Raw genomic sequence first — 25,057 nt, 5'->3', positions numbered from 1 at the left:
AGCGGTGGCCCGGGGCGGGGGCAACCCGGGAGTCCGGCCAATCGCCCGCGGCACGTACCGGACAGCGCCGCGCCGAGAGGTCGCCCGGTCCGGACCGATACGACCCGGTTCGCACCCTGGGCCTTTCGGCCGCCGCGTGGCGGCGGGGCGCCTGTCAGGTTGACGCCTTTCCTGCGGCTCGCGAGGGGGCTCGGGGCGCTCGGGGCGGGTCCGTGCGGGTGCCCCCGTGGACCGGGCGAGTAGCCGTCCAGGCCCCTTGGAACCCTTCCGGAAAGAGGCCTGGACGGCGGCCGGGAAGGCCCGTTCCCGGCCGTGGAGGCGGCCTTCCGGCGGATCCGGCGCCGAGCCCCTCACCGGCCCTCACGGCGCGCGCGAGGGGCCGCGAGGGCCCCGTACGACACCTCAGCACACCACCTCTGACCTGGGCTTTTACCCCTCCGACCTCTATTCTGGAAGCAATTCGGAGGGGAGATCCACATGGATCGGAACGACCGCGGCATCCGCACGATCGACGACGTCCTCACCCTGCTCGACAGGCTCTTCGCGCCCGGCGCCGATCGCTGGACGGACAGCGGGACCGACAGTGGCGCCGACTGGTGGGACGGCTTCTACGCCGACCGGGACAAGCCCGTCCCGTTCTTCGTCGCCAAGCCCGACGAGAACCTCGTGTCGTACGTCGAGCGGGGCCTGCTCCCGGCCGGCGGGCGGGTCCTCGACCTCGGGTGCGGGCCCGGGCGGAACGCCCTGTACCTCGCGTCGCTCGGCTACCGGGTGGACGCCGTCGACCTCTCCGCCACCGCGATCCGCTGGGCGGAGGAACGCGCCCGGGAGGCCGGGGCGACCGGGGTCCGGTTCGTCTGCGGGAACGCCTTCGCGCCCGGCACCGCCCTGGAGGGCCCGTACGACCTCGTCTACGACTCCGGCTGCTTCCACCATCTGCCGCCGCACCGCCGCGTCAGCCACCTCGCGCTCCTCGACCGACTCCTCGCGCCCGGGGGGCACTTCGCGCTCACCGCCTTCGCCGCCGGGGAGGGCGGCATGGGCTCCGAGCTCCCGGACGCCGACCTCTACCGGCAGGGAAGGCTGGACGGCGGTCTCGCGTACACGGACGCCTCCCTCAGGGCCCTCTTCCAGGACCTGACAGAGATCGAACTCCGGCGCATGCGCGACGAGTCCGCCGATTCCCCCGCCTTCGGCGAGTCCTTCCTCTGGACGGGCCTCTTCCGCCGCTGACACCGGCGGCACCGGCGACGCCGCCGACCCGGGGCGGAGCCGCCACCGGCGGCACCGGCGGAGCCACTCGCCCCCGGGCTACATCGTCTTCAGGTGCTCCGCCAGCCGGTCGTACTGCTCCCGCACCCCCGCCTCCATGCCCGCCGCGAGCGCCTGGTCGCGGATCTCGTTCGAGGGCCAGAAGGACGTGCTGGTCAGGGCCGTGCCGCCCTCCGGTGTCGCGTCGAACGTGAGGATGACGCGGACCGGTTCGCCGTCCGGCATCTGCTCGAAGACCTCCGTGTAGTCGAGCCGCTCGACCGGGACGACGTCCTCGTACTCGCCGGAGAAGACGATCTCCTGGCCGTCCGGAGCGGCCTGGCCCCAGCGCCAGGCGCCGCCCGTCCGCAGGTCGATGTCGACGACGGTCGTGGTCAGCCCGGACGCGCCGTACCACTCCCGTACGTGCTCGGGGACCGTCCACGCCTCCCAGACGAGGGCCGGCGGGACGTCGAAGGTGCGGGTGATGACCAGCTCGCGGTCGGCCGGCGTCGTCAGGAGGGTGACCATGGTCCGTTCCCTTCACGAAAGGGGCCCTTCCGGGACTCTTCCAGGATCCCCCCGCCGCTCCCGCCCACGCACTTCCGGCCGAATAAGTGAACACGTTCAACACCGGGAGCGCTACAGTTCTGCCACGCGGCCGCCCCGACCATGGCGCAGCCGCCGTCTTCAGACCTGTGGGGGGTCCCCTTTGCCGCGCTCCACGCGCAGGCTCCCGCACGCCCTCGTGCGTGCCGCAGCCGTATTCGTTCTCTCCGCGGGCATCACCGTGCCCGCCCTCGTACACGCCCCGGCCGCCCACGCGGCCGACGTGTCCGCCACCTACACCACCGACGACGCCAGGCTCGGCGTCCAGATCGCCGGCAACCCACTGTGGATCAAGGTCAGCGTGCTGGCCTCCACCGCCCCCGGCGCCGCCGTGCTCGCCTCGACCGACGCCCTGAGCTGGCAGACCGGCGACACGGACACCGGCCTGCCCTACGGGTACACCACCGACACGGCGCCCCGACTGCCCGAGGGCACCCCGTACGGCACCTACCCGGTCCTCGTCGAGTACCGGCAGCCCGGCGGCACCGTCCAGCGGTGGACCGGCGGCTCGTACGTCCACAAGCTGCACACCGGGGTCTCCCAGGTCTCCTTCGACCGGAAGACCACGAGCCTCACCGACCGGAAGGTCGTCCTCTCCGGTACGGCCACCACCTGGGACCCGGTCACCGGCACCGTGACGCCCGCCCGCGCGGGAACCACCGTCAAGGTCAGCCTCAGCACCTACACGGACCAGTGGAAGGAGCTGACGGGCACGGCGACCACCGGCGCGAACGGCACCTTCTCGCTGCCGTTCACGCCGAACGCCGAGATCAGGAGCGGCACCGCGACCGTCGTCGCGCCGGCCGCCGACACGGCGCCCGGGCTCGCCACGCGCGTCCCCGGGGTCGGGCTGGACAAGGTCACGTACCGGATCAGCGCCACGCTCGACAAGTGGCGCGTCCAGGCGGGCACGAACGTCACCGTCTCCGGCCGTGTGGAGCGGCTGACCCCGGACGGCTGGAAGCCGTACGCGGGCGCGCCGCTCATCACCACGTCCTCCGAGCCGTCCCGTTCGTCCCTGTCGTTCTACGGGCTCATGGGCAGCAGCAGCTCGGCGGCCGACGGCACCTTCTCCTACCCGGCGCGCGCCGCACACGCCACCCAGGTGTACACCTCGCTGGTGCCCTCGGTGTACTACGCGTCCCGTGCCTACGACGAGGGGGCCATCACGGTCCCCCAGCCGTTCTCGTACACCGACTGGCGCATCTCCCTCGACGAGTACGGCAGGGTCCGGGGCAGCGGCCGGATGACGACCCAAGGCTCCTGCTCCGACGAGCCCGTCTACCTCCAGTCCTCCGTCGACAACGGCCGCACCTGGCGCAACCTGGCCAACGTCAGGGCGGGCGGCGGCTTCTCCGGCTACTGCCCCTTCGACGTCTCCGCCCGGGCCCACGTCAACGCGCTCTACCGGCTGCACCACTACGAGTCGGACCGGATCGTCAACAGGTCCACCGGCGGTGTCCGGCTCGGCCGCGTCCCGACCCGGTTCTCCGCGTTCGCCATCAGCCCCACCCGGCCGTACGCGAATTCCAAGATGACCGTCTCCGGCACTCTCCAGCAGCAGACCGGCGGCACCTGGAAGCCCCTCAAGGGCGCCAAGGTCACCCTCCTGTTCAAGCCCAAGAACGACTCGCAGTGGTACTGGGTGACCCGGAACGTCACGACCGGCGCCAACGGCACGTTCAGCTTCCGCGCCACCAACTACGGCGACGGTTCCTGGGCGCTGGTGAAGCAGACGGCCACCGGCTACTTCTACAGCGAGACGAAGGCGAAGTACATCGATGCGCGCTGACCTCCGCCGGGCCTCCGCCCCGCTCGCGAGGCCCCTGGCCACGGCCCTCACCACCCCGCTCGCGACGGGACTCGCCACCGCCCTCGCCGCGGGGCTCCTCCTCGGCGCCGCCGCGGCTCCGGCGGCCGCCGACACCCCGTCCCCGATCGGCATCGGCCCCGCCGTCACCGACTCCTACCAGCGCGGGAACTTCCAGGTGAGCGCCTGGACCGACACCCCCGGTGTCACGGTCGCGACGGTCTCCGCGACGCTCCGCAAGGGCGACACCGTCGTCGCCGAGCTCCCCTCGGTCCCCGAATACCCGTGGATGAAGGGGCGCTTCGGACTCACCGACCCCCTGAAGCTGGCCGAGGACGGCGGCACGATGCCCGCCCTCGGCCGGTACGCCATCGACGTCACGGCCACCGACTCGCGGGGGAACACCCACACCCGTACCGACGCCGGCGTCCTGGACTTCACCCTCAAGCCGCAGCTGGGATTCGGCCTCACCGCCCCCGGCTGGGACGACCGCACCACGATCCCCGGCGGCACCCTGACCGGGGTCCAGCCCGGCTCGGGGGACGTCGTGCCGCTCGCCGGCCGTGCCGTCGACATCCAGCGGATCACCCCCCTGGAGAGCCCTGTGCAGTCGCCCGTCACCACGGAGACGGGCACCTTCACCGGCGAGGCCTACCCGGACGTCAGGCCGGGCGACGAGTTCCGGGTCGCCTACGCCGAGGAGAGCGACGAGGTGCACGGCAGCGTCTCGTACCGGCACTCCCTCTACGAGTACCGCCCGCACGTCGTGACCGTGAAGGCGAGCGCCGACCGGCTCCGGGTCCTGCCCGGCCAGGCGGCCACCGTCACCGGCCGGATGACCGATCCGCAGAACGGCAACGCGCCCGTCGCGGGCCAGCAGGTCCGCGTCGGACCCGGCTCGGCGTACTCGGTCGACGCCGCCTTCGCCAAGGTCGTCACGACCGACGCCGACGGACGCTTCACCGCGAAGATCCCCGCCCTCCCTGGGCTGTACGTCTCCGGCTGGGCGGCCGTCCCTGTCGACCCGTACCAGCGCTTCGACAGCGGGGTGAGCGGTCCCCTCGCGATGCCGCAGGAGGCGAGGATCGTCCTCGGCTCCCGCGCCCTGTCGAACGAGGGCAGGGTGACCGCCACCGGCACGCTGCGCGCCACCTACGACCGCACGGCCTACACCAGCGGGCAGGCGGTCTACCTGGAGGTCTCGGCCGACGGCCAGACCGGCTGGCGGAAGGTCGGCTCCGCCATGGCGGACAACTCCTACCCCACGACGGTCGCGGCCACGAGCCGGGGCGGCTGGTACCGGCTGCGGCACCCGCAGTCCGACGCCTTCGCCGAGGCCGTCAGCGCCACCTTCCGCCTCGTCCGCACCGAGGCCCGGATCATCGGCATGAACGCCGGTCCCGAGCCGGTCCGCAAGGGCGCGTACGTCACCGCGACCGGCACGCTCCAGCACCACACGAGCGGGGCGTGGCGGGCGTACGGGAACGGGGCCGTGGCCCTGCAGTTCCAGGCCAAGGGCTCGACGACCTGGCGTCAGGTCGCCACCGGGCGCTCCGCCGCCAACGGAAAGATCACGCTCAAGGCGAAGGCGACCGCCGACGGCACCTGGCGCCTGCGCTACTACGGGGACTCCACGCACTTCCACGCGCCGGTCCCGTGGGCCGACTACGTCGACGTGCGCTGATCGACCGGCTTGACCGGCTCGCCTGACCGGCTCACTTGACCGGCTCGCTTGACCGGCCCCTCCGACCGGCCCGCCTGATCGACCCCTCCGACCGACCCCTCCGACCGGCCCGCCCGGTCGGAGGGAGTGGCCGGCTCCCGACAACGCCCGAGGGCGGCACCCCGGTGGGGGTGCCGCCCTCGTTCGTCGTCTCGCGTTCGGCTCGCGCCTTCCGCGATGAACCACCGATCCCGGAGGATCAGAAGTCCATGTCACCGCCCGGCATGCCGCCGCCGGCCGGCGCGGACGCCTTCTCCGGCTTGTCGGCGATGACGGCCTCGGTGGTGAGGAACAGCGCGGCGATCGACGCGGCGTTCTGCAGCGCGGAGCGCGTGACCTTCGCCGGGTCGATGATGCCCTCGGCGATGAGGTCGACGTACTCGTTGGTCGCGGCGTTCAGACCGTGACCGACGGGCAGGTTGCGGACCTTCTCCGCCACGACGCCGCCCTCGAGGCCGGCGTTGACCGCGATCTGCTTCAGCGGGGCCTCAAGGGCCAGCTTCACGATGTTCGCGCCCGTGGCCTCGTCGCCCGCGAGGTCGGCCTCGAGCTTCTCGAAGACCGAGGAAGCCTGGAGCAGGGCCACGCCGCCGCCGGCGACGATGCCCTCCTCGACGGCCGCCTTCGCGTTGCGAACGGCGTCCTCGATGCGGTGCTTGCGCTCCTTGAGCTCGACCTCGGTCGCGGCGCCGGCCTTGATGACCGCAACACCGCCGGCGAGCTTCGCCAGGCGCTCCTGCAGCTTCTCGCGGTCGTAGTCGCTGTCCGAGTTCTCGATCTCGGCGCGGATCTGGTTCACGCGACCGGCGACCTGCTCGCTGTCACCGGCACCGTCGACGATGGTGGTCTCGTCCTTGGTGATGACGACCTTGCGGGCGCGGCCCAGCAGGTCGAGGCCCGCGTTCTCCAGCTTCAGGCCGACCTCCTCGGAGATGACCGTGCCGCCGGTGAGGATGGCGATGTCGTTCAGCATGGCCTTACGACGGTCGCCGAAGCCCGGGGCCTTGACCGCGACGGACTTGAAGGTGCCGCGGATCTTGTTGACGACCAGGGTCGACAGGGCCTCGCCCTCGACGTCCTCGGCGATGATCAGCAGGGGCTTGCCCGACTGCATGACCTTCTCCAGGAGCGGGAGCAGGTCCTTCACCGAGGAGATCTTGGAGTTGACGATGAGGAGGTACGGGTCGTCGAGCGACGACTCCATGCGCTCCATGTCGGTGGCGAAGTACGCCGAGATGTAGCCCTTGTCGAAGCGCATGCCCTCGGTGAGCTCCAGCTCCAGACCGAAGGTCTGGGACTCCTCGACGGTGATGACGCCTTCCTTGCCGACCTTGTCCATCGCCTCGGCGATGAGCTCGCCGATCTGGGTGTCGGCGGCGGAGATGGAGGCCGTCGAAGCGATCTGCTCCTTGGTCTCGACATCCTTCGCCTGCTCGAGCAGGGCGCCGGAGACGGCCTCGACGGCCTTCTCGATACCGCGCTTGAGGGCCATCGGGTTGGCACCGGCGGCCACGTTGCGCAGACCCTCGCGGACGAGCGCCTGGGCGAGAACGGTGGCGGTGGTCGTACCGTCGCCGGCGACGTCGTCCGTCTTCTTGGCGACTTCCTTGACCAGCTCGGCGCCGATCTTCTCGTACGGGTCCTCGAGCTCGATCTCCTTGGCGATGGAGACACCATCGTTGGTGATCGTGGGGGCGCCCCACTTCTTCTCGAGGACGACGTTGCGACCCTTGGGGCCGAGGGTGACCTTGACGGCGTCAGCGAGCTGGTTCATGCCGCGCTCGAGACCGCGCCGGGCCTCCTCGTCGAACGCGATGATCTTGGCCATGTGAAGTGGTCCTCCCGGACATGGGGTGGATAACGCTCCAGGACCGCGCCGACGCCCGCGACGGACGGCCTCCGCAGCTCCGCGTGGTTCCTTGCCCCACCCGGCCGGCGGCCTCGTCTGCCCGATCCTCGTAGCACTCTCACCTTCCGAGTGCTAACGCCAATGATTAGCACTCGCCCTAGGAGAGTGCAAGCGACTCTCGAGTTTCGGGAGGTGGACGGAGGGGCGTGAGGGGGCGCGGGAACGCGTGAGGGGCCCGCTTCCCCTCAGGGATGCGGGCCCCTCGACGGCGTTGCGTCGGTGGCCGATCGCGCCGCGCTCAGACGGCGAGCTTGACCATGTCCGCCTGCGGACCCTTCTGGCCCTGCGAGATCTCGAACTCGACTCGCTGTCCTTCTTCGAGGCTGCGGTAGCCATCCATCTGGATCGCGCTGTAGTGGACGAAAACATCCGCACCACCGTCGACCGCGATGAAGCCGTAGCCCTTCTCCGCGTTGAACCACTTGACGGTGCCCTGAGCCATGCCTAACTCCCCTATTACTGTGGCCCTTGCGCGGGACCGCACTTCGCGGACCCGGGTCAGACCCTGCGCCGGAACGCGTCGACCGCCGCTGAATGTATCTGCCCAACTGCCCTCTGCAACAGGTCAATCGAGCGAGAATTCTGGGCGTCGCGGAAAGGCGAATTGGGGAGAATCCCTTGAATCACGGGGCAAGTCGGGCCCGGCAAAGCGTGCAGAGGGTACACATCGCACACGCACTTTGGCTGCTTCTTGTCGCGCGGGGACGCATTCTCATATGCGTCCGGCATGAGCAGCGGAGGGGACTTCCCCAACTCTACCGCGCTCAACCATGCAGAATTGCCCCCTCCGCTTATAGACGCGGAAGGGGCAATTCAAGAAAGACGGGACAAGCGGTGGGGCGGAAGGTGCGGCGGAGGATCGACTCCCCCGCCGGCACCCTGCCCGGCGCTCAGCCTCCGGCGACGGCCGGGATGATCGAGACGCCGGCGCCGGCCGGGGTGGCCGTCTCCAGACCCTGCTCGAAGCGCACGTCGTCGTCGTTCACGTAGACGTTGACGAAGCGGCGCAGCTTGCCCTGGTCGTCCAGGACGCGGGCGGCGATGCCCGTGTGGTTCTTCTCCAGGTCGGCGATGACCTCGGCGAGGGTCGCGCCCTCCGCCGGGACCTCGGACTGCCCGCCCGTGTAGGTGCGGAGGATGGTGGGGATGCGGACGTTCACGGCCATGTCTTCGTAACCTTTCAGAGGGCCAGGCCGGCGTCGCGGAACGCGTCGAGGCTCGGGCGGATGGTGACGGTCGCCTGAGAGGTGTCGGCCACCGCGTCCAGGGTCTTGAGTCCGTCGCCGGTGTTGAGGACGACAGTGGTGAGGTTCGGGTCGATCAGCCCGTTCTCGACGAGCTTCTTCGCGACGCCGACGGTCACACCGCCCGCGGTCTCGGCGAAGATGCCCTCGGTCTGCGCGAGCAGCTTGATGGCGTCCACGACCTGCTCGTCGTTCACGTCCTCCACGGCGCCGCCGGTGCGGCGGGCGATGTCGAGGACGTACGGGCCGTCGGCCGGGTTGCCGATCGCGAGCGACTTGGCGATCGTGTTCGGCTTCTGCGGGCGGACGACGTCGTGGCCGGCCTTGAAGGCGACGGAGACCGGGGAGCAGCCCTCGGCCTGGGCGCCGAAGATCTTGTACGGCTTGTCCTCGACGAGGCCCAGCTTGATGAGCTCCTGGAGGCCCTTGTCGATCTTGGTGAGCTGGGAGCCGGAGGCGATCGGGATGACCAGCTGGTCGGGGATGACCCAGCCGAGCTGCTCGCAGATCTCGTACGCCAGCGTCTTGGAGCCCTCGCCGTAGTACGGGCGGAGGTTGACGTTGACGAAGCCCCAGCCCTCGCCGAGCGGGTCGCCGATGAGCTCCGAGCAGAAGCGGTTCACATCGTCGTAGTTGCCCTCGATGGCGACGAGGTCACCACCGTAGACACCGGCCATGACGACCTTGCCCTGCTCCAGGTCGTGCGGGATGAACACGCAGGAGCGGAAGCCGGCGCGGGCGGCGGCGGCGCCGACGGCGCCGGCCAGGTTGCCGGTGGAGGAGCAGGAGAGGGTGGTGAAGCCGAAGGCGCGGGCGGCCTCGATGGCCTGGGCGACGACCCGGTCCTTGAAGGAGTGGGTCGGGTTGCCGGAGTCGTCCTTGACGAAGAGCTTGCCGGGGGCGACACCGATCTCGCGGGCGAGGTTGTCGGCCTGGACGAGCTTGGTCCAGCCCGGGTTCAGGTTCGGCTTCTCGGCGACGTCGGCCGGGACGGGCAGCAGGGGGGCGTAGCGCCAGATGTTGGCGGGGCCGGCCTCGATCTGCTTGCGCAGCGCCTCGGGGTCACCGGTGGGGAGCTCGTAGGCGACTTCGAGCGGTCCGAAACAGAGTTCACAGGCGAAGATCGGGCCGAGCGGGAAGAATTCACCGCATTCGCGACAGGAAAGACCGGACGCGGGTCCGAGGTCGACGGTGGTCGCGGGGGTAACAGTCTGAACAGCCATGGAGGCGAGGCCCTTTCTCCTCATCTTTCGCATGACGAATTTTTCGCCATGCGACGGATTTGGCACCTTCCCGAGTCGGGGACCTCGCTGGAGGACGAGTAACCGACTGGAGGGTTGCCGGGGCTTCAACGGGCCGTTTCCCTCTGCCCCTCTGGATGAGCGGTATTCGATTGTGAAGCGCGGTGAACTTCGTTCCTGCGCTCCGACGCGGTCGGCACCCCGACGTGCATCGGGCATCCGCGTTGTTCAAGACTGTAACCGAAGGCCCGGACGCTTGGACCGGCCGTCCGAACCGCGAGATGGAGATCACGTGCTGGAAGAGGTGGAGCGCTGGCTGGACCGGCGGTCCTGGTCCGTGACGGATCGACCGCTGGAGCGGATCCTCGCCGCGAAGCGTTCGACGAGGGTCAGCGTGGTGCTGCCCGCGCTGAACGAGGAGGCGACGGTCGGGGACATCGTCACCGTGATCCGGCGCGAGCTGATGTCGGAGGCGGTGCCGCTCGTCGACGAGCTGGTCGTCATCGACTCGGGCTCCACGGACCGCACGGCGGAGGTCTCGGCGGCGGCCGGAGCCCGGGTGGTCGCGCGGGACGCGATACTCCCCCGGATACCGGCCGTGCCGGGCAAGGGCGAGGTCCTCTGGCGGTCACTGATGGTGACCAGCGGGGACATCATCTGCTTCGTGGACGCGGATCTGCGGGACTTCTCCGCGGACTTCGTGACGGGGATCGTGGGCCCGCTGCTGACCGAACCGGACGTCGACTTCGTCAAGGCGATGTACGACCGGCCCTTCGGCCCCGAGTTCAACGGGCTCACCGGCGGAAAGACCGCGGGTCAGGGCGGCCGGGTGACGGAGCTGGTGGCGCGTCCGCTGCTGAATCTGCACTGGCCGCAGCTGGCCGGTTTCGTTCAGCCGCTCGGCGGCGAGTACGCGGCGCGCCGGTCGCTGCTCGAACGGCTGCCCTTCCCGGTCGGTTACGGAGTGGAGCTGGGACTGCTCGTGGACGCGCTGCACACCGTGGGCCTGGACGCGCTCGCCCAGGTGGACGTCGGGGTCCGCAAGCACCGGCACCAGGACGGGCTGGCGCTCGGCCGGATGGCGGCGGCGATCTACCGGACGGCGCAGCTGCGCCTCTCGCGGGGGCATCTGGTGCGGCCGCGGCTGACCCAGTTCGAGCGGGGCGAGAAGGGCTTCGAGCCGCGGACGTACGCGGTGGACACGGAGGAACGGCCGCCGATGGCCGAAATCGTGGAGTACGCGCGCCGCCGCGTGGCGTAACGCCCCATGATGATCCGTTTTGCATACATTGCCCTTTTATGCGCTTCAGACAACATCACCTGGGCAGGGTGCTCGCGGTCATCGGACTGACGGCGGGCTCGCTCGCGTTCACCACGGCGGGACCGGCCGCGGCGGACGTGGTCGAGCCCTTCGGCAAGCGGTACGACGCATCGCTGTACGGGGACTTCACGACCATCGGCAACACGGTCATGGGCTGCCCGGCCGCCCCGGCCGACCTGGCCGCCCGCTGTGCGACCGCGGCGAGCGGCCAGGGCTCGGACGACAACAACACCTTCGTGATGCAGCGCCTCGACGCCGCGGGCACGGCCACCGGCGGGACGGTCGACTTCGGCTCCAGCACCGGCCACGTGAAGATCCCGGAGGGCGCCGAGGTCGCGTACGCCCGGCTCTTCTGGGGCGGCAACGACGGCACGTACACGGGGCCGAGCGGAGCGCGGCTGAAGCGCTGCGACATCTCCGGCACGGATGCCGGGACCTCGCCGGGCGACCCGACGACCACCACCCCGGTGATCAAGGTCGGCGCGGGCGCGGCGACCCCCGTCTCGATCGACAGCATGGTCGCCGACCCGGCCGACACCAACGGCCCGCACTACTACACGGGCGAGTCGGACGTCACGGCCGCCTTCGCGGGCGTCACGGGGACGGACGCGCGGGTGGCGGTGGGCAACATCTGGGCGCCCGACGGCAAGGGCTGCGTGGCGGGCTGGTCCCTGACCGTCGTCCACAGGTTCCCCGGCCCCGACCCGGTCCGCGCCCCCGTGCGGCGGAACGTGTACGTGTACGGCGGCCATGTCCTCCAGCGGTCGGCCTCGCCCGCCACCACGATCACCGTGGACGGCTTCCGCCGCGGCGGCGGCACGGCGCGGGCCGGTGTCACGGCGTACGAGGGCGACCGGAACACTCCCGGCGACACCTTCCTCGTCGACGGCGAGAACGTCACCGGGGCCCACACCGGCAACGCCGGCAACTTCTTCGTCGGCGAGGACGACGGCGCCGTCGCCCCCGGGCTCGTCGACAACCTGAGCATCGACGCCAAGACCTTCGAGATCCCCGACGGGGCCGTCCCCCAGGGCGCGACCTCGGCCGATCTGACTTTCTCCACCCGCGGCGACACCTACGTGGCCTCCTCCCTCGCCTTCTCCGTACCGGTCCCGGACCTGGAGATCACCAAGACGGCGAGCTCCCGCACGGTGAAGCCGGGCGACACCCTCACGTACACGATCACCGCGAAGAACATCAGCGGCCTCGACTACCCGAACCTGACGTTCGGCGACGACCTCACCGGAATCCTCGACGACGCCACCTACAACGGGGACGTCAGGACCAACCTGGGCAGGGCCACCTCCACAGCACGGAAGATCGGGTACGTGGGGACCGTCCCGGCCGGGAAGACGGCGACCGTCACCTACTCGGTGAAGATCAAGAACCCGGCGACCGGCGACGGACGGCTCCGCACCAGGGTGGTGGTGGAGACACCCCGCTCCACCTGCGGAAACGGCAGCGAGGACCCGGCCTGCGAGGTGACGCCGGTGCTCGACAGGCCTCAGCCGAAGCCGACCCCCACCCCGACGCCGACGCCGACGCCGACCCCGGCGGACCCCACGCCGACCCCCACCCCCACGCCGACCCCCACCCCCACGCCGACTCCCACCCCGGCGGACCCGACCCCGGCCTTCGCCGAGGCCCCTCCCGCTCCCCCGGCCCCCGGACCCCGAGGGAACAGCGGGAACAGCGGCTCGATGGCCGAGACCGGCAACAACGGCGAGCGGCTGTGGCTCCTCGGCGCGCTCGGACTCGCCCTCGCGGCGACGGGCCTGGTCGCGAAGGCGGCGATGCGCGGCCGGCGCGAGCCCTGATGCCCCGCTGACCCCCACTGCCCCTTCGCCGACCTCCCGCCGACCCCCACCGCCCCGCCGCTGACCCTCCGTGGCCGGATCAGCCCGTCTTGTATACGTACGTTTGAGCGTTTACGGGACGGGCTAGGTTCGCCCCATGGCTTCTGTTCTTGTGGCATCCAATCGAGGCCCCGTCTCGTACGTGCTCGGCGAGGACGGTGAGCTCTACGCCCGCAGGGGCGGCGGCGGCCTGATCTCCGGGCTGAGCGCCATCTCCCCGCAGGACAGCCTGTGGGTGTGCGCGGCGCTCGGCGCGGGCGACCGGGAAGCCGTCCGGCGCGGAACCGGCGAGCCGGGCGTACGCATGCTGGACATCGACCCCGAGGTGTACGCCGACGCCTACAACGGCATCGCGAACTCGGTGCTGTGGTTCCTCCACCACCATCTGTACGACATCCCGCGCGAGCCCGTCTTCGACGCGGAGTTCCGGCGCCACTGGGAGGCGTACCGCGCCTACAACCGCGCCTTCGCCGAGACGCTCGCCGCCGAGGCGGACGAGGGCGCGGCGGTCCTGGTGCAGGACTACCACCTGGCGCTGGTCCCCGGAATGCTGCGGGAGCTCCGCCCGGACCTGCGGATCGGGCACTTCACCCACACGCCGTGGGTGTCCTCCGAGTACCTGCGGATGGTGCCGGACGACATCGTCGAGGAGCTGCTGTGGGGCATGCTCGGCGCGGACGAGCTGGGTTTCCACACCTGGGGATGGGCGTCGTACTTCATCGGCTGCTGCTCCCAGCGGGACGACGCGACCGGCGTGGCCGAGGGCGTGTGGCCGAGCGGTGACCCCTGGCACGGGGTGAGGTGGCGCCGCCACGGCGTCGGGAAGGGCCGCACCCGGGTCAGGGCGTACCCCCTCGGCGTCGACGGCGACGAGCTGCGGGCCCTCGCGTACCGCCCCGAGGTGGACGAGCGGCTGGCCCGGCTCCGCGAGGAGGCCGGCGGCCGGAAGACCATCGTCCGCGTCGACCGCACGGAGCTGTCGAAGAACATCCTGCGCGGCCTCCTCGCCTACCGCGAGCTGCTCACCACCCACCCCGAGTGGCACGACCGGGTGGTTCATCTGGCCTCGGCGTACCCCTCCCGGCAGGACCTGGCCTCGTACCGGGAGTACACGGCCTCGGTGGTGGAACTGGCCGAGGAGATCAACGCCGAGTTCGGCACGGCCGACTGGCAGCCGGTCGTCGTCTCCGTGGAGGACGACTTCACCCGGTCCCTCGCCGCCTACCGCCTCGCCGACGTGGCCCTGGTGAACCCGGTGCGCGACGGCATGAACCTCGTCGCCAAGGAGATACCGGTGGTCTCGGAGGCGGGCTGCGCGCTCGTCCTGTCGACCGGCGCGGGCGCGTACGAGGAGCTGCGGGAGGACGCGCTCACGGTGAACCCCTACGACGTGTCGCAGACCGCCGAGGCCCTCCACACCGCCCTGTCCATGCCGGCGGCCGAACGCGCCGACCGCTCGAAGCGGCTCGCTGCGGCGGCGACGGCCCTGCCCCCGCAGCGCTGGTTCCTGAACCAGCTGGAGGCCCTGCGGGAGGAGGGCTAGACGACCGGCGGGCGCCGGCCGGCCCCGGCGGCCCGGGCGCCCGCCCGTTCCCGCCCCCACGCGGCCAGCGGTTCGAGGGCCGCGTTGAGCCGGACGCCGTCCTCGGTCAGCGAGTACTCGACGCGCGGCGGCACCTCGTCGTACGAGGCGCGGTGCACGATGCCGTCCGCCTCCATCTCCCGCAGATGCGAGGCGAGCACCTTCTCCGTGATGCCCGGGACGAGCCTGCGCAGCTCCCCGAACCGGCGGTACGGCTGCTGGTCGAGCGCCCACAGGATGAGCACCTTCCACTTGCCGCCGATGACCTCCATCGTGGTGTCGATCCCACAGACGTGTCCGTCCGGCTCGTCGGGCCGGTTCAGCGTCGCCATGCCCCCACCCTTCCGACCTGCTGGCTTCCCCCGGGGTAACCACCCACTCCGAAGTGCGTACTTGATCACCTCCGGGCCCTGGAACCAGCCTAAGGGGCATGACGACGACCCCTTCGGCACAGACCGCCCTCACCCCCCTCACCCTCCTCGGCCTCGGTGCGATGGGCACCGCCCTGGCCCGCACCTGGCTCGCCGCCGGCCACCCGCTCACCGTCTGGAACCGCACCCCCGCCCGCGCCCTGCCGCTCGCCGCCGAGGGCGCGAAGACGGCCGGCAGCGCCGCCGAGGCCGTCGCGGCGAGCACGCTCGTCGTCGTCTGCCTCCTCGACGACGCCTCGGTCGAGGAGACCCTCGCCGGCGCCGACCTGACCGGCAAGGACCTGGTCGACCTCGTCACCGGCACGCCCGCCCGGGCTCGCGCCCGCGCCGCGTGGGCCGAGGAACGCGGCGCCCGGTACCTGGACGGCGGCATCATGGCCGTCCCGCCGATGATCGGAGTCCCGGAGGCCGGCGGCTACGTCTTCTACAGCGGCTCGCGGGAGCTGTTCGAGGAGCACCGGGAGACCCTGGCCGTCCCCGCGGGCACGACCTACGTCGGCGAGGACGCGGGATTCGCGGCCCTCCACGACGTGGCCCTGCTCAGCGCCATGTACGGGATGTTCGCGGGAGCGGCGCACGCCTTCGCCCTGATCCGCGAGGAGGACATCGACCCCGTCGCCTTCGCCCCGCTCCTCGCCGGCTGGCTCACCGCGATGGCCCCGTCCGTGCACGGCACCGCCCGGCGGCTGAACAGCGGCGACTACACCAAGGACGTGGTGTCCGACCTGGCGATGCAGGTGGCCGGCACCCCGACCTTCCTGGCCACCGCCGAGGAGCAGGGCGTCAGCCCGGAGCTGATCCGGCCGTACTTCGAGCTGATGCGCCGACGGCTCGCCGTGGGCGACGGCGAGGAGGACCTGACGGGCCTGGTGGACCTGCTCGTACGCAAGGGCTGACGGGGTACGGACCGGCCGACGGTCACGCGGAACGACCGGCACGGGGTACGGACGCGGTCGGCCCTCCCGTACCGCGCGAGGTGTGGACCCGCTCAGCTCTCCCGTACCGCCCGCGCGAGCGCCGCGAGGAGGTCCACCACCTCCGGCGGGCCCGCCACCGCCAGATCGGCGCGTTCGGCGAGCTCCGGGACCTCGGTGGAGCCGCTGCAGACCAGCAGGCCCGGGGTGCCGTCCGAGCGGAGCTTCTCGACGGCGGCGAAGGCGGGGAGATCGCCCAGGTCGTCGCCCGCGTAGAGCACGGACCCGGCATCCACCTCGCGCAGGTACTCCGCGAGCGCGACACCCTTGTCCATGCCCGGGGGCCGCAGCTCCAGGACCATGCGGCCGGGTTCCAGGACGAGGCCGTGGTGGGTGGCGAGGTCGCCCAGGGGGCCCTTCAGCGCCTCGAAGGCCGCCTCGGGGTCGAGCGCGCGGCGGGTGTGGACGGCGACCGCGCGGCCCTTCTCCTCGATCCAGACGCCCGGCCAGGCGCCGGCCCGGTCGAGGAAGCCGGGGAGTTCGGCGCGGACGGAGGCCACGCCCGGGTGCGGGGCGGCGGCCCGGACGGTGCCGGTGACGGCGTCCCAGCGTTCGGCTCCGTAGTGGCCGAGGACGACCAGGTGCTCCAGACCGGGGACACCGGCGAAGCCGCCGTAGCGGACGGCTACCCCGGCGGGGCGGCCGGTCACGACGGCGATCGAGGCGACCTCGGGGGCGAGGGCGGCGAGCGCCTCGACGGCCCCGTGGTGGGCGCGGGCCCGTTCGGGGTCGGGGACGATCTCGGCGAGGGTGCCGTCGAAGTCGAGGGCGACGACGGCCTTCTCGGGCCGCGCGAGAAGCGCGGCCAGACCGTCGCGGCCGGCGGAGGTGGTCGGGTGCGGGAGGCTGCTGACCATGCTCACGACCCTACCGACGCGGGGCGCCCGCGTCAGGGGCACGAACGAGACGACGAGGAGAACACCGTCCCCGGGCGTCCGACCGCGGCCCCGACCGGCCGGCCCGGACCCGCCTGGTCCGGACCCGCCTGGTCCGGATCGGCCGCGGCCCCGGACCGGCCTCCGTGAGGCCCGGGCCCCGGCCTCAGCGTCGCCGCTGCCTCTCCTCCCGCACCCGGCGGAGCCGGTTCACCGTCACCGGGTCGTGGGCGAGGGCGCGCGGATCGTCGAGGAGGGCGTTGAGGAGCTGGTAGTAGCGGGTCGGGGAGAGCCCGAGGCGCTCGCGGACCGCTCGTTCCTTGGCGCCGGGGCCGGGCCAGGAGCGGCGCTCGACGGCGAGGAGGGCCTGCTCGCGCTCCCCGAGCCCGCCCTCGTCGACTGCCACGTCCTGCTCTTCGGTCATACGACCAACCTATTACTCGGCGTTCTCCGCCGCCGTGGCCGCCCGCCCGATCGAGCCCAGGACCTCGGCGGGGCGCCCGGCCGGGGTGACGGCCTTGCCGATGTTCTGCTTGACGTTCTCGCTGACCTTCGCCCAGGACGTCTTGCCGACCGGCGGGAGCTGGCTGTCCGGGAGCGTCTTGAGGAAGACGCGCAGGTTGGCGTGCTCGGGCTCGGTCTCCATACGGGTGGAGGCGCTGACGGTGACCGGCAGGAGGTCGTTGTCGCCGGCGAACTTCAGGACGTTCTCGTCGCTGAAGGCGAAGTTGAGGAAGTCGCCGATCTCCTTGCGGTGACCGTTCTGCTTGAAGCCCATGATCCAGTCGGCGACGCCCATGGCGGCCTTGGCCTGGCCGTCGACGCCGGGGAGCGGCACCTGCCCGACCTTGACGCCCTTCTTGGCGGCCTCCTTGAGGAGCGAGGGGTGGCCGTTGAGCATGCCGACCTCGCCGCTCGCGAAGGCGGCGAAGGCGGCCTTGCGGTTGAGCTTGCCGGGGGCGACGGGCCCGGTGAGGCCCTTGGAGACCAGGTTCTTCTTGAGCCAGTCGAAGGTCTTGATGTTGGCGTCGGAGTCGACGGCGTAGTGGTCGGTGCCGTCGGTCCAGCCGCCGCCGCCCGCGAGCATCCACATCAGGGCCTCGGCCTGGGCCTCCTCGGGGCCGAGCGGCAGGGCGAACGGGGTACGGACACCGTTGTCCTTCAGCTTCTCGGCGGCGGCCGCGAGCTCGTCCCAGGTGGTGGGGGCCTCGACGCCGGCGTCGTCGAAGAGGGTCTGGTTGTAGAAGAGCGGGCGCGTGGAGGCGACGAACGGCAGGCCGTACTGGGTCCGCTTGTGCTCGCCCGCGGCGACGAGCGGGGCGAGGAAGTTGGCCTGGACGGGTATGGAGAGGAGCTCGTCGGCGGCGTAGAGCTCACCGGCGGCCGCGTAGTCGGCGTAGGCGCCGATCTGCGCGATGTCGGGGGCCTTGTCGGCCTTGACCATCTCGGCGACCTTGCGGTCGACGTCGTCCCAGGACTCGATCTGCACCTCGACCTTGACGCCGGGGTGCTCGGCCTCGAAGGCGGCGACGAGGTCGGTCCAGTACTTCTTGGTGGTGTCGCCACCGGTGAGGTCGTAGTCGGCGGCGACCAGTCTGAGGGTCACGTCGCCGGAGTCGCCCCCGAGGGAGCCGCAGCCGGCGACCGTGGCGGTCAGTCCGAGTGCGGCGGCGGCCGCGGTCAGTCCAAGGAATCGTCGCCGCTCCACGGCTTCATCCACCTTTTGCTCGTCGTTGAGCTGCATCGAGCCGCACGTTTGCTCTGCGCAGGGCCGTAAGTCTCTCCTGCGGCCGGGTATGAGGTCTACACCACTCGGGTATCACTTCCGCAACGTCACGGGGACCATGGGCCCATGACGGGTCCCGAATTTGTATCCGTACGCAACAATCCTCGGCAGTGGACTAGACCTTTTGGGTCTCCGCGCGCCAAACTGTCACCCGTGAGACACGTCATCGCCCTGGATGTGGGCGGCACCGGTATGAAGGCCGCCCTAGTCGGGGCGGACGGCACCCTGCTCCACGAGGCCCGCCGCGCCACCGGGCGCGACCGCGGCCCCGACGCCGTCGTGGAGACGATCCTCGGCTTCGCCGAAGACCTCCGCGTCCTCGGCCAGGAGCGCTACGGCGAGCCCGCCGCGGCCGCCGGAGTCGCCGTCCCCGGAATCGTCGACGCCGAGAACGGCATCGCCGTCTACGCCGCCAACCTCGGCTGGCGCGACGTTCCCATGCGCGAACTCCTCAGCCGGAGACTCGACGGCATCCCCGTCGCCCTCGGCCACGACGTCCGCACCGGCGGCCTCGCCGAAGGCCGAATCGGCGCGGGCAACGGCGCCGACCGCTTCCTCTTCGTCCCCCTCGGCACCGGCATCGCCGGCGCCATCGGCATCGGCGACCGCATCGAAGCCGGCGCCCACGGCTACGCCGGCGAGATCGGCCACATCGTCGTCCGCCCCGGCGGTACGGAGTGCGGCTGCGGCCAGCGCGGCTGCCTGGAGCGGTACGCCTCCGCCTCCGCCGTCTCCCAGGCCTGGGCCGAGGCCTGCGGCGACCCGAAGGCCGATGCCGCCGACTGCGCCAAGGCCGTCGAGTCCGGCCACGCCACGGCCCTCCGGATCTGGCAGGACGCCGTCGACGCCCTCGCCGACGGCCTGGTCACGGCGCTCACCCTGCTGGACCCGCGCACGCTCATCATCGGTGGCGGACTGGCCGAGGCGGGGGAAACCTTGTTCACACCACTCCGGGCCGCGGTGGAGGAGCGAGTCACGTTCCAGAAGCTGCCCGCCATCGTCCCGGCGGCCCTCGGGGACACCGCCGGATGCCTGGGCGCGGGCCTCCTCGCCTGGGACCTGCTCGCCGAACAGCGCCCCACCGACTCGGAGGTTTCCGCCTGATGGCCGATCACAAGGTTCTCGCCGGCGCACACGTCGTGCTGCCCACCGGAATCGTCGAGAACGGACGCGTGATCGTCGCAGGCGACCGCATCGCGGGCAGCTCGCCCGAGGGCGCCCCCGGCATCGACCTGACCGGCCACTGGCTCGTCCCCGGCTTCGTCGACATGCACAACCACGGCGGCGGCGGCGCCTCCTTCACCTCCGGCACCGTCGACGAGGTCCTCAAGGGCGTCCACACCCACCGCCTGCACGGCACCACCACCGTCGTCGCCTCCTTCGTCACCGGCGAGATGGACTTCCTCACCCAGCGGGCCGGACTCCTCTCCGAACTCGCCGAACAGGGCGAGATCGCCGGCCTCCACTTCGAAGGCCCCTTCATCTCCCCCTGCCGCAAGGGCGCCCACGACGAGACGCTGCTGCGCGACCCCGACCCCGCCGACGTCCGCAAGCTGATCGACGCCGCCCGCGGCCGGGCCAAGATGGTCACCCTCGCCACCGAGCTGCCCGGCGGCCTCGACTCCGTACGGCTGCTCGCCGAGCACGGCGTGATCGCCGCCATCGGCCACACCGACGCCAGCTACGAGCAGACCGTCGAGGCCATCGACGCCGGCGCCACCGTCGCCACCCACCTCTACAACGCGATGCCCGCCCTCGGCCACCGCGCCCCCGGCCCGATCGCCGCCCTCCTGGAGGACGAGCGGATCACCGTCGAGCTCATCAACGACGGCACCCACCTCCACCCCGCCGCCCTGGAGCTCGCCTTCCACCACGCGGGCGCCGAGCGCGTCGCCCTCATCACCGACGCCATGGACGCCGCGGGCTTCGGCGACGGCCGCTACATGCTCGGCCCCCTGGAGGTCGAGGTGAAGGACAGCGTCGCCCGGCTCGTCGAGGGCGGCTCCATCGCCGGCTCCACCCTCACCCTGGACCGCGCCTTCAAGCGCTCCGTCACCGTCGACGGCATCCCCGTCGAATCCGTCGTCCAGGCGATCTCCGCCAACCCGGCCCGCCTGCTCGGCGTGTACGACCGCGTCGGCTCCCTCGAACCCGGCAAGGACGCCGACATCGTCGTCCTCGACGCCGAGTTCAACCTCAAGGGCGTCATGCGCAAGGGCGAGTGGATCGTCGACCCGACGAGAGGCACCGCCGCCTGACCAGGAGTCACTCCGATCAGGCGTCATCGGACGTCCCGTGCAAGGGCGGTGGGCCGAGGGGCTGGGCCTACCGCCTTTCGTTTGGCATGATCAGGGCCCGTCGGAACGAGCGTTCCCACAGACTTCACACGGAGTACGGGGGTCGGACAGGTGATTCTCACAGTCACCCTCAACACGGCGGTGGACCTGACCTACCGGGTCCCCGCCCTCACCCCGCACGCCTCCCACCGCGTCACCCAGGTCATCGAACGCCCCGGCGGCAAGGGCCTCAACGTCGCCCGCGTCCTCGCCGCGCTCGGCCACGAGACCGTCGCGACGGGCTTCGCGGGCGGTGCCACGGGTGCCGTGCTCCGCGAGCAGCTGGCCGCGACCCCGGTCCGGGACGAGCTCGTCGAGACCGCCGGCCCCACCCGCCGCACCGTCGCGATCGTCGACACCACGACCGGTGACACCACCCAGCTCAACGAACCGGGCCCCACCGTCACCGCCGCCGAGTGGACCGCCTTCCGCGTCCGCTTCACGGAGCTCCTGGACGGTGCGCGGGCGATCGCGCTCTGCGGCAGCCTCCCGCCGGGCATCCACGTCGGGGCGTACGCGGAACTCGTCCGCCTCGCCCGTACGGCCGGAGTCCCCGTCCTCCTCGACACCAGCGGCGAACCCCTGCGGCGGGGCATCGCCGCCCGCCCGGACCTGGTCAAGCCGAACGCCGACGAACTCGCCCAGCTCACCGGCTCCCGCGACCCCCTGCGCGCCACCCGCGAAGCCCGCGGCCGGGGCGCCCGCGCGGTCGTCTCGTCCCTGGGCCCCGAAGGCCTGCTCGCCGCGACCCCCGAGGGCCTGTGGCGGGCGACCCCGCCGGCGGCCGTCAAGGGCAACCCCACGGGCGCGGGCGACTCCGCCGTGGCGGGCCTGCTGTCCGGCCTGGTCGACGACACCCCGTGGCCCGACCGCCTGGCCCGCGCGGTAGCCCTCTCGGCGGCCACGGTCCTCTCCCCGGTGGCCGGCGAGTTCGACCCGTCGGCCTACGAGGAGCTGCTGCCCCGGGTGAAGGTCGTCGAGGAACCGGACCGGCCGTGACTACTGCGGCGGCGTGACTTCCAGCCAGTCGAGCAGCACGTCGCACTGATTGCCCGCCTCGCACGAGATCTTGATCTCGTTGTCGCCCTTCTGGAGAGTGACCGGCGCCCAGGTGGTCTGCCAGTTCTTCTCCAGGTTCGGGTCCGAGGAGTGGATGAAGTTCTTCAGTCCGATCGGCTGCGAGTTCGGCTTGCCGTTGACCGTCAGGGTGGCGTTGGCGTCGACGGCGGGGATGGCGTAGCGCACAGTCAGGCGGTACTTGCCCTCCGTCGGCATGTTCGCCTTCCAGGTCACCGAGGATCCGGCCTGGTTGAAGCCCGCCACGTACGTGCCGTCCGAGCCCTCGGCTCCCTTGACGTCCTTCGCGAGGCCGGCGTTGCCGCCCAGCTTCAGCGTGGCCGCGTCCTGCTTCGGGAGTTCGGCCGGGGTCTTGTCGTCGCTCGGCTCGGTGGTGGGCTCCTCGGAGACCGTGGACGGGGCCGTCGGGGTCGTGCCGCCGCCGGCCTGCTTGTCCTTGTCGTCCTTGTTGCCGCTGTTGGAGATCACGGCGGCCGTGATGCCGATCACCACGACCGCGACGACCGCGACCGCGCCGATGAGGATGCCCTTGGTGTTGGGGCCGCGGCCCGAGCCGCCGCCGTGCTGCTGCGGCGGGACCTGCCGGGTCGGCGGACCGCCGTAGGTCTCCGGGGCGGCGTACTGCGCCTGCGGCTGGCCGTACGGGGCCTGCTGCTGCGGCGGCACGTACGGCTGCGCGTGCTGCTGACCGCCGTACTGACGCTCGCCGACCGTTCTGACCTGGTTGTACGAGGTCCGGGGCACGCCGGGCTGAGCCTGCGCGGGGCCGGGGTAGCCGTAGCCGCCCCCGCCCGGGGGCTGGGCACCCGCGGCCTGACCGTCCTCGTACAGGTAGCCGAACGGGTCGTCGTTCTCGGGCTTGTTCGCGCCGTCGTTACCGGCAGCCATCCGGGTTCCTCTCCATGCTCGCCAGCCGTCGCCGACCGGCCGAGCCTACCTCGAACGGACCAGCCCCCGAAGCGGCCCGGGGCGTGTCAGGAGCCTCAGCCGGCGCGCCGGTGCACCTTGGCGCGGGAGCGCTTCTCGACGTACATCCGCTGGTCGGCGGAGTTCAGGACCTCTTCCACGGACATCCCGCATTCCGCCCAGCCGATGCCGAAACTCGCCCCGACCCGGACCGCCCGCCCGTCCACCCGGATCGGCGGAATGATCGCGTTGCGCAGACGTACGGCCAGGTCGGCCGCGTCGGCCGCGCCGAGGCCGTCGGCGAGGACGACGAACTCGTCACCGCCGAGCCGGGCGACCGTGTCCCCGTCGCGGACCCCGGTGGTGAGCCTGCGGGCGACCTCGATGAGGACCGCGTCCCCGGTGTGGTGCCCGAAGCGGTCGTTGATCGACTTGAAGCCGTCGAGGTCGCAGAAGAGGACCGCGAGCCCCTTCGTACCGTCGTCGACGTCACCACCGGTGGGGGCCACGATGTGGACATGGTGGTCGTACGGGCCGGCGCCGCCCGCCGGCTCGAAACCGAAGCCGTGCTCGTGCTCGTGCTCGTACGTCGTCTCGTAGCCGGAGTGGCCCGGGTTCCCGGAGGGGTTTCCCGAGCCGTAGCCGGGGCCGGCGGCGTGACCGGAGACGTAGGCGGAGGGAGCGGAGCCCCGGCCCGTGTCGTAGCCGCCGTCCCGCCCCGACTCGTAACCGCCCCCGTACCCGGCGGCCTGCTCGGCCGCGGCCTGCGCCGCCGGGCGCTCGCAGAGCCGGGCGGAGAGCCGGGAGCGCAGCTCGGCACTGTTGGGGAGGCCGGTGAGGGCGTCGTGCGAGGCACGGTGGGCGAGCTGGAGCTCGTGACGCTTGCGCTCCTCGATGTCCTCGACGTGGGTGAGGAGGAAGCGGGGCCCGTCGGCGGTGTCGGCGACGACCGAGTTGCGCAGGGACACCCACACATAGGTGCCGTCGCGCCGGCCGAGCCGCAGCTCGGCCCGGCCGCCCTCGGCGGAGGTCCGGAGCAGGGTCCCTATGTCCTCGGGGTGGACGAGGTCGGCGAAGGAGTAGCGCCGCATCACGGAGGCGGGCCGGCCGAGGAGGCGGCACAGGGCGTCGTTGGTGCGGAGCAGCCGGCCGTGCTGGTCGCCGCCCATCTCGGCGATGGCCATGCCGGAGGGCGCGTACTCGAAGGCCTGCCGGAAGGATTCCTCGCTGGCGCGCAGCGCCTGCTGCTCCCGTTCCAGCCGCACGAGGGCCCGCTGCATGTTGGAGCGGAGCCGTGCGTTGCTGATGGCGATCGCCGACTGGGAGGCGTACATCTGGAGCGCTTCCTGGCCCCAGGGGCCGGGGTGCCGGCCGTTGCGCGGGCGGTCGACGGATATGACGCCGAGGAGCTCCCGGCCGGAGCCCGACGCGTACATCGGGGCGTAGAGGCGGTCGTGCGGGTGCCACTCGTCCTCGAAGCGGGGCGCGGGGCCGTCGGTGTGCCACTGGGGGACGTCGTCCTCCATGAGCACCCAGCCCTCGGTGTGGGGTATGAACCGCAGGTCGCCCCAGGCGGTCGCCATGGTGAGGCGCCGCTCCCAGGAGGCGCGGGAGCCGACCCGGCCGGTGATCAGGGCCTCGGCGGCGGAGCTTCCGGCGAAGGCGGCGACGACGAGGTCACCGTCGGGGCGTACGAGGTTGACGCAGGCCAGCTCGTAGTTGAGACCGGCGACCACACCGTCGGCGACGGTCTGCAGGGTGTCCGCCAGGCTGCGCGCAGTGTTGAGGTCCGCCACGACCTGATGCAGCTGCCGCAGGGTCGAGAGACGGACGTACGGCTCCGACTCGGTCTCCATCGCTCGCTCTCCCCGAGACCTCGACAGCAACTCCAGGGTTCTCATCGGCTTTGTGTTGCACTGTCACCGCCACTGAATCACAGCGAGCTGCGCACCCGGTACACAGGGTCAGCAAATACTCGGCTCTGTGACTCAAGTCACAGCAGGTCATGGCGGGTCGCGTGCTGCTCCCGACACCCGCCTGCCCCGGCGCCCCGGAGACGGCCCGGGAGCCGTCCCGGAGACCGGCCGAGGGCGGCCCCCGAGACCCGCGGGGGCAGCCCCGGAGAC

General features: G+C 71.7%; 21 protein-coding genes and 1 riboswitch. Of the genes, 10 read left to right on the top strand and 11 right to left on the bottom strand.

The window, feature by feature from the left end; translation table 11 throughout:
• The first annotated feature begins 477 nt into the window (after positions 1–477).
• Positions 478–1,233 (top strand): class I SAM-dependent methyltransferase, encoded by a 756-nt coding sequence (locus ACH4MY_RS31750; RefSeq protein ID WP_398007340.1) that lies wholly within the window; start codon positions 478–480, stop codon positions 1,231–1,233.
• Between the two features lie 78 nt (positions 1,234–1,311).
• Here the strand turns inward: ACH4MY_RS31750 and ACH4MY_RS31745 are convergent, their stop codons facing one another.
• On the bottom strand, positions 1,312–1,782 hold the full coding sequence (locus ACH4MY_RS31745) for an SRPBCC domain-containing protein (protein WP_398007338.1): 471 nt from the start codon (positions 1,780–1,782) through the stop codon (positions 1,312–1,314).
• Positions 1,783–1,963: 181 nt separating this feature from the next.
• Between ACH4MY_RS31745 and ACH4MY_RS31740 the strand changes: the two genes are divergently transcribed.
• Positions 1,964–3,652, top strand: coding sequence for a hypothetical protein (locus ACH4MY_RS31740; protein ID WP_398007336.1), 1,689 nt, complete (start codon positions 1,964–1,966; stop codon positions 3,650–3,652).
• Positions 3,642–5,354, top strand: coding sequence for a hypothetical protein (locus tag ACH4MY_RS31735; RefSeq protein WP_398007335.1), 1,713 nt, complete (start codon positions 3,642–3,644; stop codon positions 5,352–5,354). The genes ACH4MY_RS31740 and ACH4MY_RS31735 overlap by 11 nt, the downstream gene beginning before the upstream one ends.
• 238 nt (positions 5,355–5,592) lie before the next feature.
• Here ACH4MY_RS31735 and groL read toward each other — a convergent pair whose 3' ends face one another.
• The 4 genes from groL to thrC all read right to left on the bottom strand — a co-directional run bounded on the left by groL (position 5,593) and on the right by thrC (position 9,793).
• Positions 5,593–7,221: a chaperonin GroEL gene (groL, locus tag ACH4MY_RS31730; protein WP_189836124.1), complete on the bottom strand. Its 1,629-nt coding sequence runs from the start codon at positions 7,219–7,221 to the stop codon at positions 5,593–5,595.
• 319 nt (positions 7,222–7,540) lie between these two features.
• Positions 7,541–7,744 carry a cold-shock protein gene (locus ACH4MY_RS31725; RefSeq protein ID WP_015035246.1) on the bottom strand — a complete coding sequence of 68 codons (204 nt, stop codon included), beginning with the start codon at positions 7,742–7,744 and terminating at the stop codon, positions 7,541–7,543.
• A gap of 448 nt (positions 7,745–8,192) precedes the next feature.
• On the bottom strand, positions 8,193–8,468 hold the full coding sequence (locus ACH4MY_RS31720) for a MoaD/ThiS family protein (RefSeq protein ID WP_141297765.1): 276 nt from the start codon (positions 8,466–8,468) through the stop codon (positions 8,193–8,195).
• Positions 8,469–8,482: 14 nt separating this feature from the next.
• On the bottom strand, positions 8,483–9,793 hold the full coding sequence (gene thrC, locus ACH4MY_RS31715) for a threonine synthase (protein WP_398007332.1): 1,311 nt from the start codon (positions 9,791–9,793) through the stop codon (positions 8,483–8,485).
• A riboswitch (SAM riboswitch) is annotated at positions 9,787–9,931 on the bottom strand. It overlaps the preceding gene by 7 nt.
• Before the next feature lie 148 nt (positions 9,932–10,079).
• Between thrC and ACH4MY_RS31710 the strand changes: the two genes are divergently transcribed.
• The 3 genes from ACH4MY_RS31710 (at position 10,080) to ACH4MY_RS31700 (ending at position 14,507) form a co-directional block, all read left to right on the top strand.
• Positions 10,080–11,048, top strand: a complete 969-nt coding sequence (locus ACH4MY_RS31710) for a glucosyl-3-phosphoglycerate synthase (protein ID WP_398007330.1) — start codon at positions 10,080–10,082, stop codon at positions 11,046–11,048.
• A gap of 38 nt (positions 11,049–11,086) precedes the next feature.
• Positions 11,087–12,925 carry a hypothetical protein gene (locus ACH4MY_RS31705; RefSeq protein ID WP_398007329.1) on the top strand — a complete coding sequence of 613 codons (1,839 nt, stop codon included), beginning with the start codon at positions 11,087–11,089 and terminating at the stop codon, positions 12,923–12,925.
• 136 nt (positions 12,926–13,061) lie between these two features.
• Complete coding sequence (locus tag ACH4MY_RS31700) at positions 13,062–14,507, top strand: trehalose-6-phosphate synthase (RefSeq protein ID WP_398007327.1); 1,446 nt, start codon at positions 13,062–13,064, stop codon at positions 14,505–14,507.
• On the opposite strand, the gene ACH4MY_RS31695 is transcribed toward ACH4MY_RS31700, so the two are convergent.
• Positions 14,504–14,878: a winged helix-turn-helix transcriptional regulator gene (locus ACH4MY_RS31695; RefSeq protein ID WP_398007325.1), complete on the bottom strand. Its 375-nt coding sequence runs from the start codon at positions 14,876–14,878 to the stop codon at positions 14,504–14,506. The genes ACH4MY_RS31700 and ACH4MY_RS31695 overlap by 4 nt on opposite strands.
• A gap of 98 nt (positions 14,879–14,976) precedes the next feature.
• On the opposite strand from ACH4MY_RS31695, the gene ACH4MY_RS31690 reads away from it, so the two are divergent.
• Entirely contained in the window at positions 14,977–15,873 is an 897-nt protein-coding gene (locus ACH4MY_RS31690) for an NAD(P)-dependent oxidoreductase (protein WP_398007323.1), read from the top strand.
• Between the two features lie 92 nt (positions 15,874–15,965).
• On the opposite strand, the gene otsB is transcribed toward ACH4MY_RS31690, so the two are convergent.
• The 3 genes from otsB to ACH4MY_RS31675 form a co-directional block, all read right to left on the bottom strand.
• A complete protein-coding gene (otsB, locus tag ACH4MY_RS31685) occupies positions 15,966–16,808 on the bottom strand; it encodes a trehalose-phosphatase (RefSeq protein ID WP_398007321.1) in 843 nt (280 codons plus the stop codon).
• A gap of 184 nt (positions 16,809–16,992) precedes the next feature.
• On the bottom strand, positions 16,993–17,250 hold the full coding sequence (locus ACH4MY_RS31680) for a DUF3263 domain-containing protein (RefSeq protein ID WP_398007319.1): 258 nt from the start codon (positions 17,248–17,250) through the stop codon (positions 16,993–16,995).
• 12 nt (positions 17,251–17,262) lie between these two features.
• On the bottom strand, positions 17,263–18,570 hold the full coding sequence (locus tag ACH4MY_RS31675; RefSeq protein ID WP_398007317.1) for an ABC transporter substrate-binding protein: 1,308 nt from the start codon (positions 18,568–18,570) through the stop codon (positions 17,263–17,265).
• Positions 18,571–18,765: 195 nt separating this feature from the next.
• On the opposite strand from ACH4MY_RS31675, the gene ACH4MY_RS31670 reads away from it, so the two are divergent.
• From ACH4MY_RS31670 to ACH4MY_RS31660, 3 genes are all read left to right on the top strand, one after another.
• Positions 18,766–19,716, top strand: a complete 951-nt coding sequence (locus tag ACH4MY_RS31670; RefSeq protein WP_398007315.1) for an ROK family protein — start codon at positions 18,766–18,768, stop codon at positions 19,714–19,716.
• Positions 19,716–20,870: an N-acetylglucosamine-6-phosphate deacetylase gene (nagA, locus tag ACH4MY_RS31665; RefSeq protein ID WP_398007313.1), complete on the top strand. Its 1,155-nt coding sequence runs from the start codon at positions 19,716–19,718 to the stop codon at positions 20,868–20,870. Before ACH4MY_RS31670 ends, nagA begins: the two co-directional genes overlap by 1 nt.
• Positions 20,871–21,020: 150 nt before the next feature.
• Complete coding sequence (locus ACH4MY_RS31660; protein ID WP_398007312.1) at positions 21,021–21,947, top strand: 1-phosphofructokinase family hexose kinase; 927 nt, start codon at positions 21,021–21,023, stop codon at positions 21,945–21,947.
• Here ACH4MY_RS31660 and ACH4MY_RS31655 read toward each other — a convergent pair whose 3' ends face one another.
• Positions 21,948–22,913, bottom strand: a complete 966-nt coding sequence (locus ACH4MY_RS31655) for a CBM35 domain-containing protein (RefSeq protein WP_398007310.1) — start codon at positions 22,911–22,913, stop codon at positions 21,948–21,950. It abuts the gene before it with no gap.
• A 95-nt stretch (positions 22,914–23,008) separates the two neighbouring features.
• Positions 23,009–24,787 carry a diguanylate cyclase CdgB gene (gene cdgB, locus ACH4MY_RS31650; RefSeq protein ID WP_398007308.1) on the bottom strand — a complete coding sequence of 593 codons (1,779 nt, stop codon included), beginning with the start codon at positions 24,785–24,787 and terminating at the stop codon, positions 23,009–23,011.
• Positions 24,788–25,057 lie beyond the last annotated feature (270 nt).

Source organism: Streptomyces sp. NPDC017246, from assembly GCF_044331325.1.
Classification (GTDB): Bacteria; Actinomycetota; Actinomycetes; order Streptomycetales; family Streptomycetaceae; genus Streptomyces.
This window is presented reverse-complemented; position numbering and strand designations above follow the sequence as displayed.

Coding starts and splice junctions, on each gene's coding strand:
- ACH4MY_RS31725 (WP_015035246.1), bottom strand. CDS start 7,744: ATGGCTCAGGGCACCGTCAAGTGGTTCAACGCGGAGAAGGGCTACGGC.
- cdgB (WP_398007308.1), bottom strand. CDS start 24,787: ATGGAGACCGAGTCGGAGCCGTACGTCCGTCTCTCGACCCTGCGGCAG.
- thrC (WP_398007332.1), bottom strand. CDS start 9,793: ATGAGGAGAAAGGGCCTCGCCTCCATGGCTGTTCAGACTGTTACCCCC.
- otsB (WP_398007321.1), bottom strand. CDS start 16,808: ATGGTCAGCAGCCTCCCGCACCCGACCACCTCCGCCGGCCGCGACGGT.
- ACH4MY_RS31735 (WP_398007335.1), top strand. CDS start 3,642: ATGCGCGCTGACCTCCGCCGGGCCTCCGCCCCGCTCGCGAGGCCCCTG.
- ACH4MY_RS31680 (WP_398007319.1), bottom strand. CDS start 17,250: ATGACCGAAGAGCAGGACGTGGCAGTCGACGAGGGCGGGCTCGGGGAG.
- ACH4MY_RS31695 (WP_398007325.1), bottom strand. CDS start 14,878: ATGGCGACGCTGAACCGGCCCGACGAGCCGGACGGACACGTCTGTGGG.
- nagA (WP_398007313.1), top strand. CDS start 19,716: ATGGCCGATCACAAGGTTCTCGCCGGCGCACACGTCGTGCTGCCCACC.
- ACH4MY_RS31705 (WP_398007329.1), top strand. CDS start 11,087: ATGCGCTTCAGACAACATCACCTGGGCAGGGTGCTCGCGGTCATCGGA.
- ACH4MY_RS31700 (WP_398007327.1), top strand. CDS start 13,062: ATGGCTTCTGTTCTTGTGGCATCCAATCGAGGCCCCGTCTCGTACGTG.
- ACH4MY_RS31690 (WP_398007323.1), top strand. CDS start 14,977: ATGACGACGACCCCTTCGGCACAGACCGCCCTCACCCCCCTCACCCTC.
- ACH4MY_RS31655 (WP_398007310.1), bottom strand. CDS start 22,913: ATGGCTGCCGGTAACGACGGCGCGAACAAGCCCGAGAACGACGACCCG.
- ACH4MY_RS31750 (WP_398007340.1), top strand. CDS start 478: ATGGATCGGAACGACCGCGGCATCCGCACGATCGACGACGTCCTCACC.
- ACH4MY_RS31745 (WP_398007338.1), bottom strand. CDS start 1,782: ATGGTCACCCTCCTGACGACGCCGGCCGACCGCGAGCTGGTCATCACC.
- groL (WP_189836124.1), bottom strand. CDS start 7,221: ATGGCCAAGATCATCGCGTTCGACGAGGAGGCCCGGCGCGGTCTCGAG.
- ACH4MY_RS31675 (WP_398007317.1), bottom strand. CDS start 18,570: ATGCAGCTCAACGACGAGCAAAAGGTGGATGAAGCCGTGGAGCGGCGA.
- ACH4MY_RS31720 (WP_141297765.1), bottom strand. CDS start 8,468: ATGGCCGTGAACGTCCGCATCCCCACCATCCTCCGCACCTACACGGGC.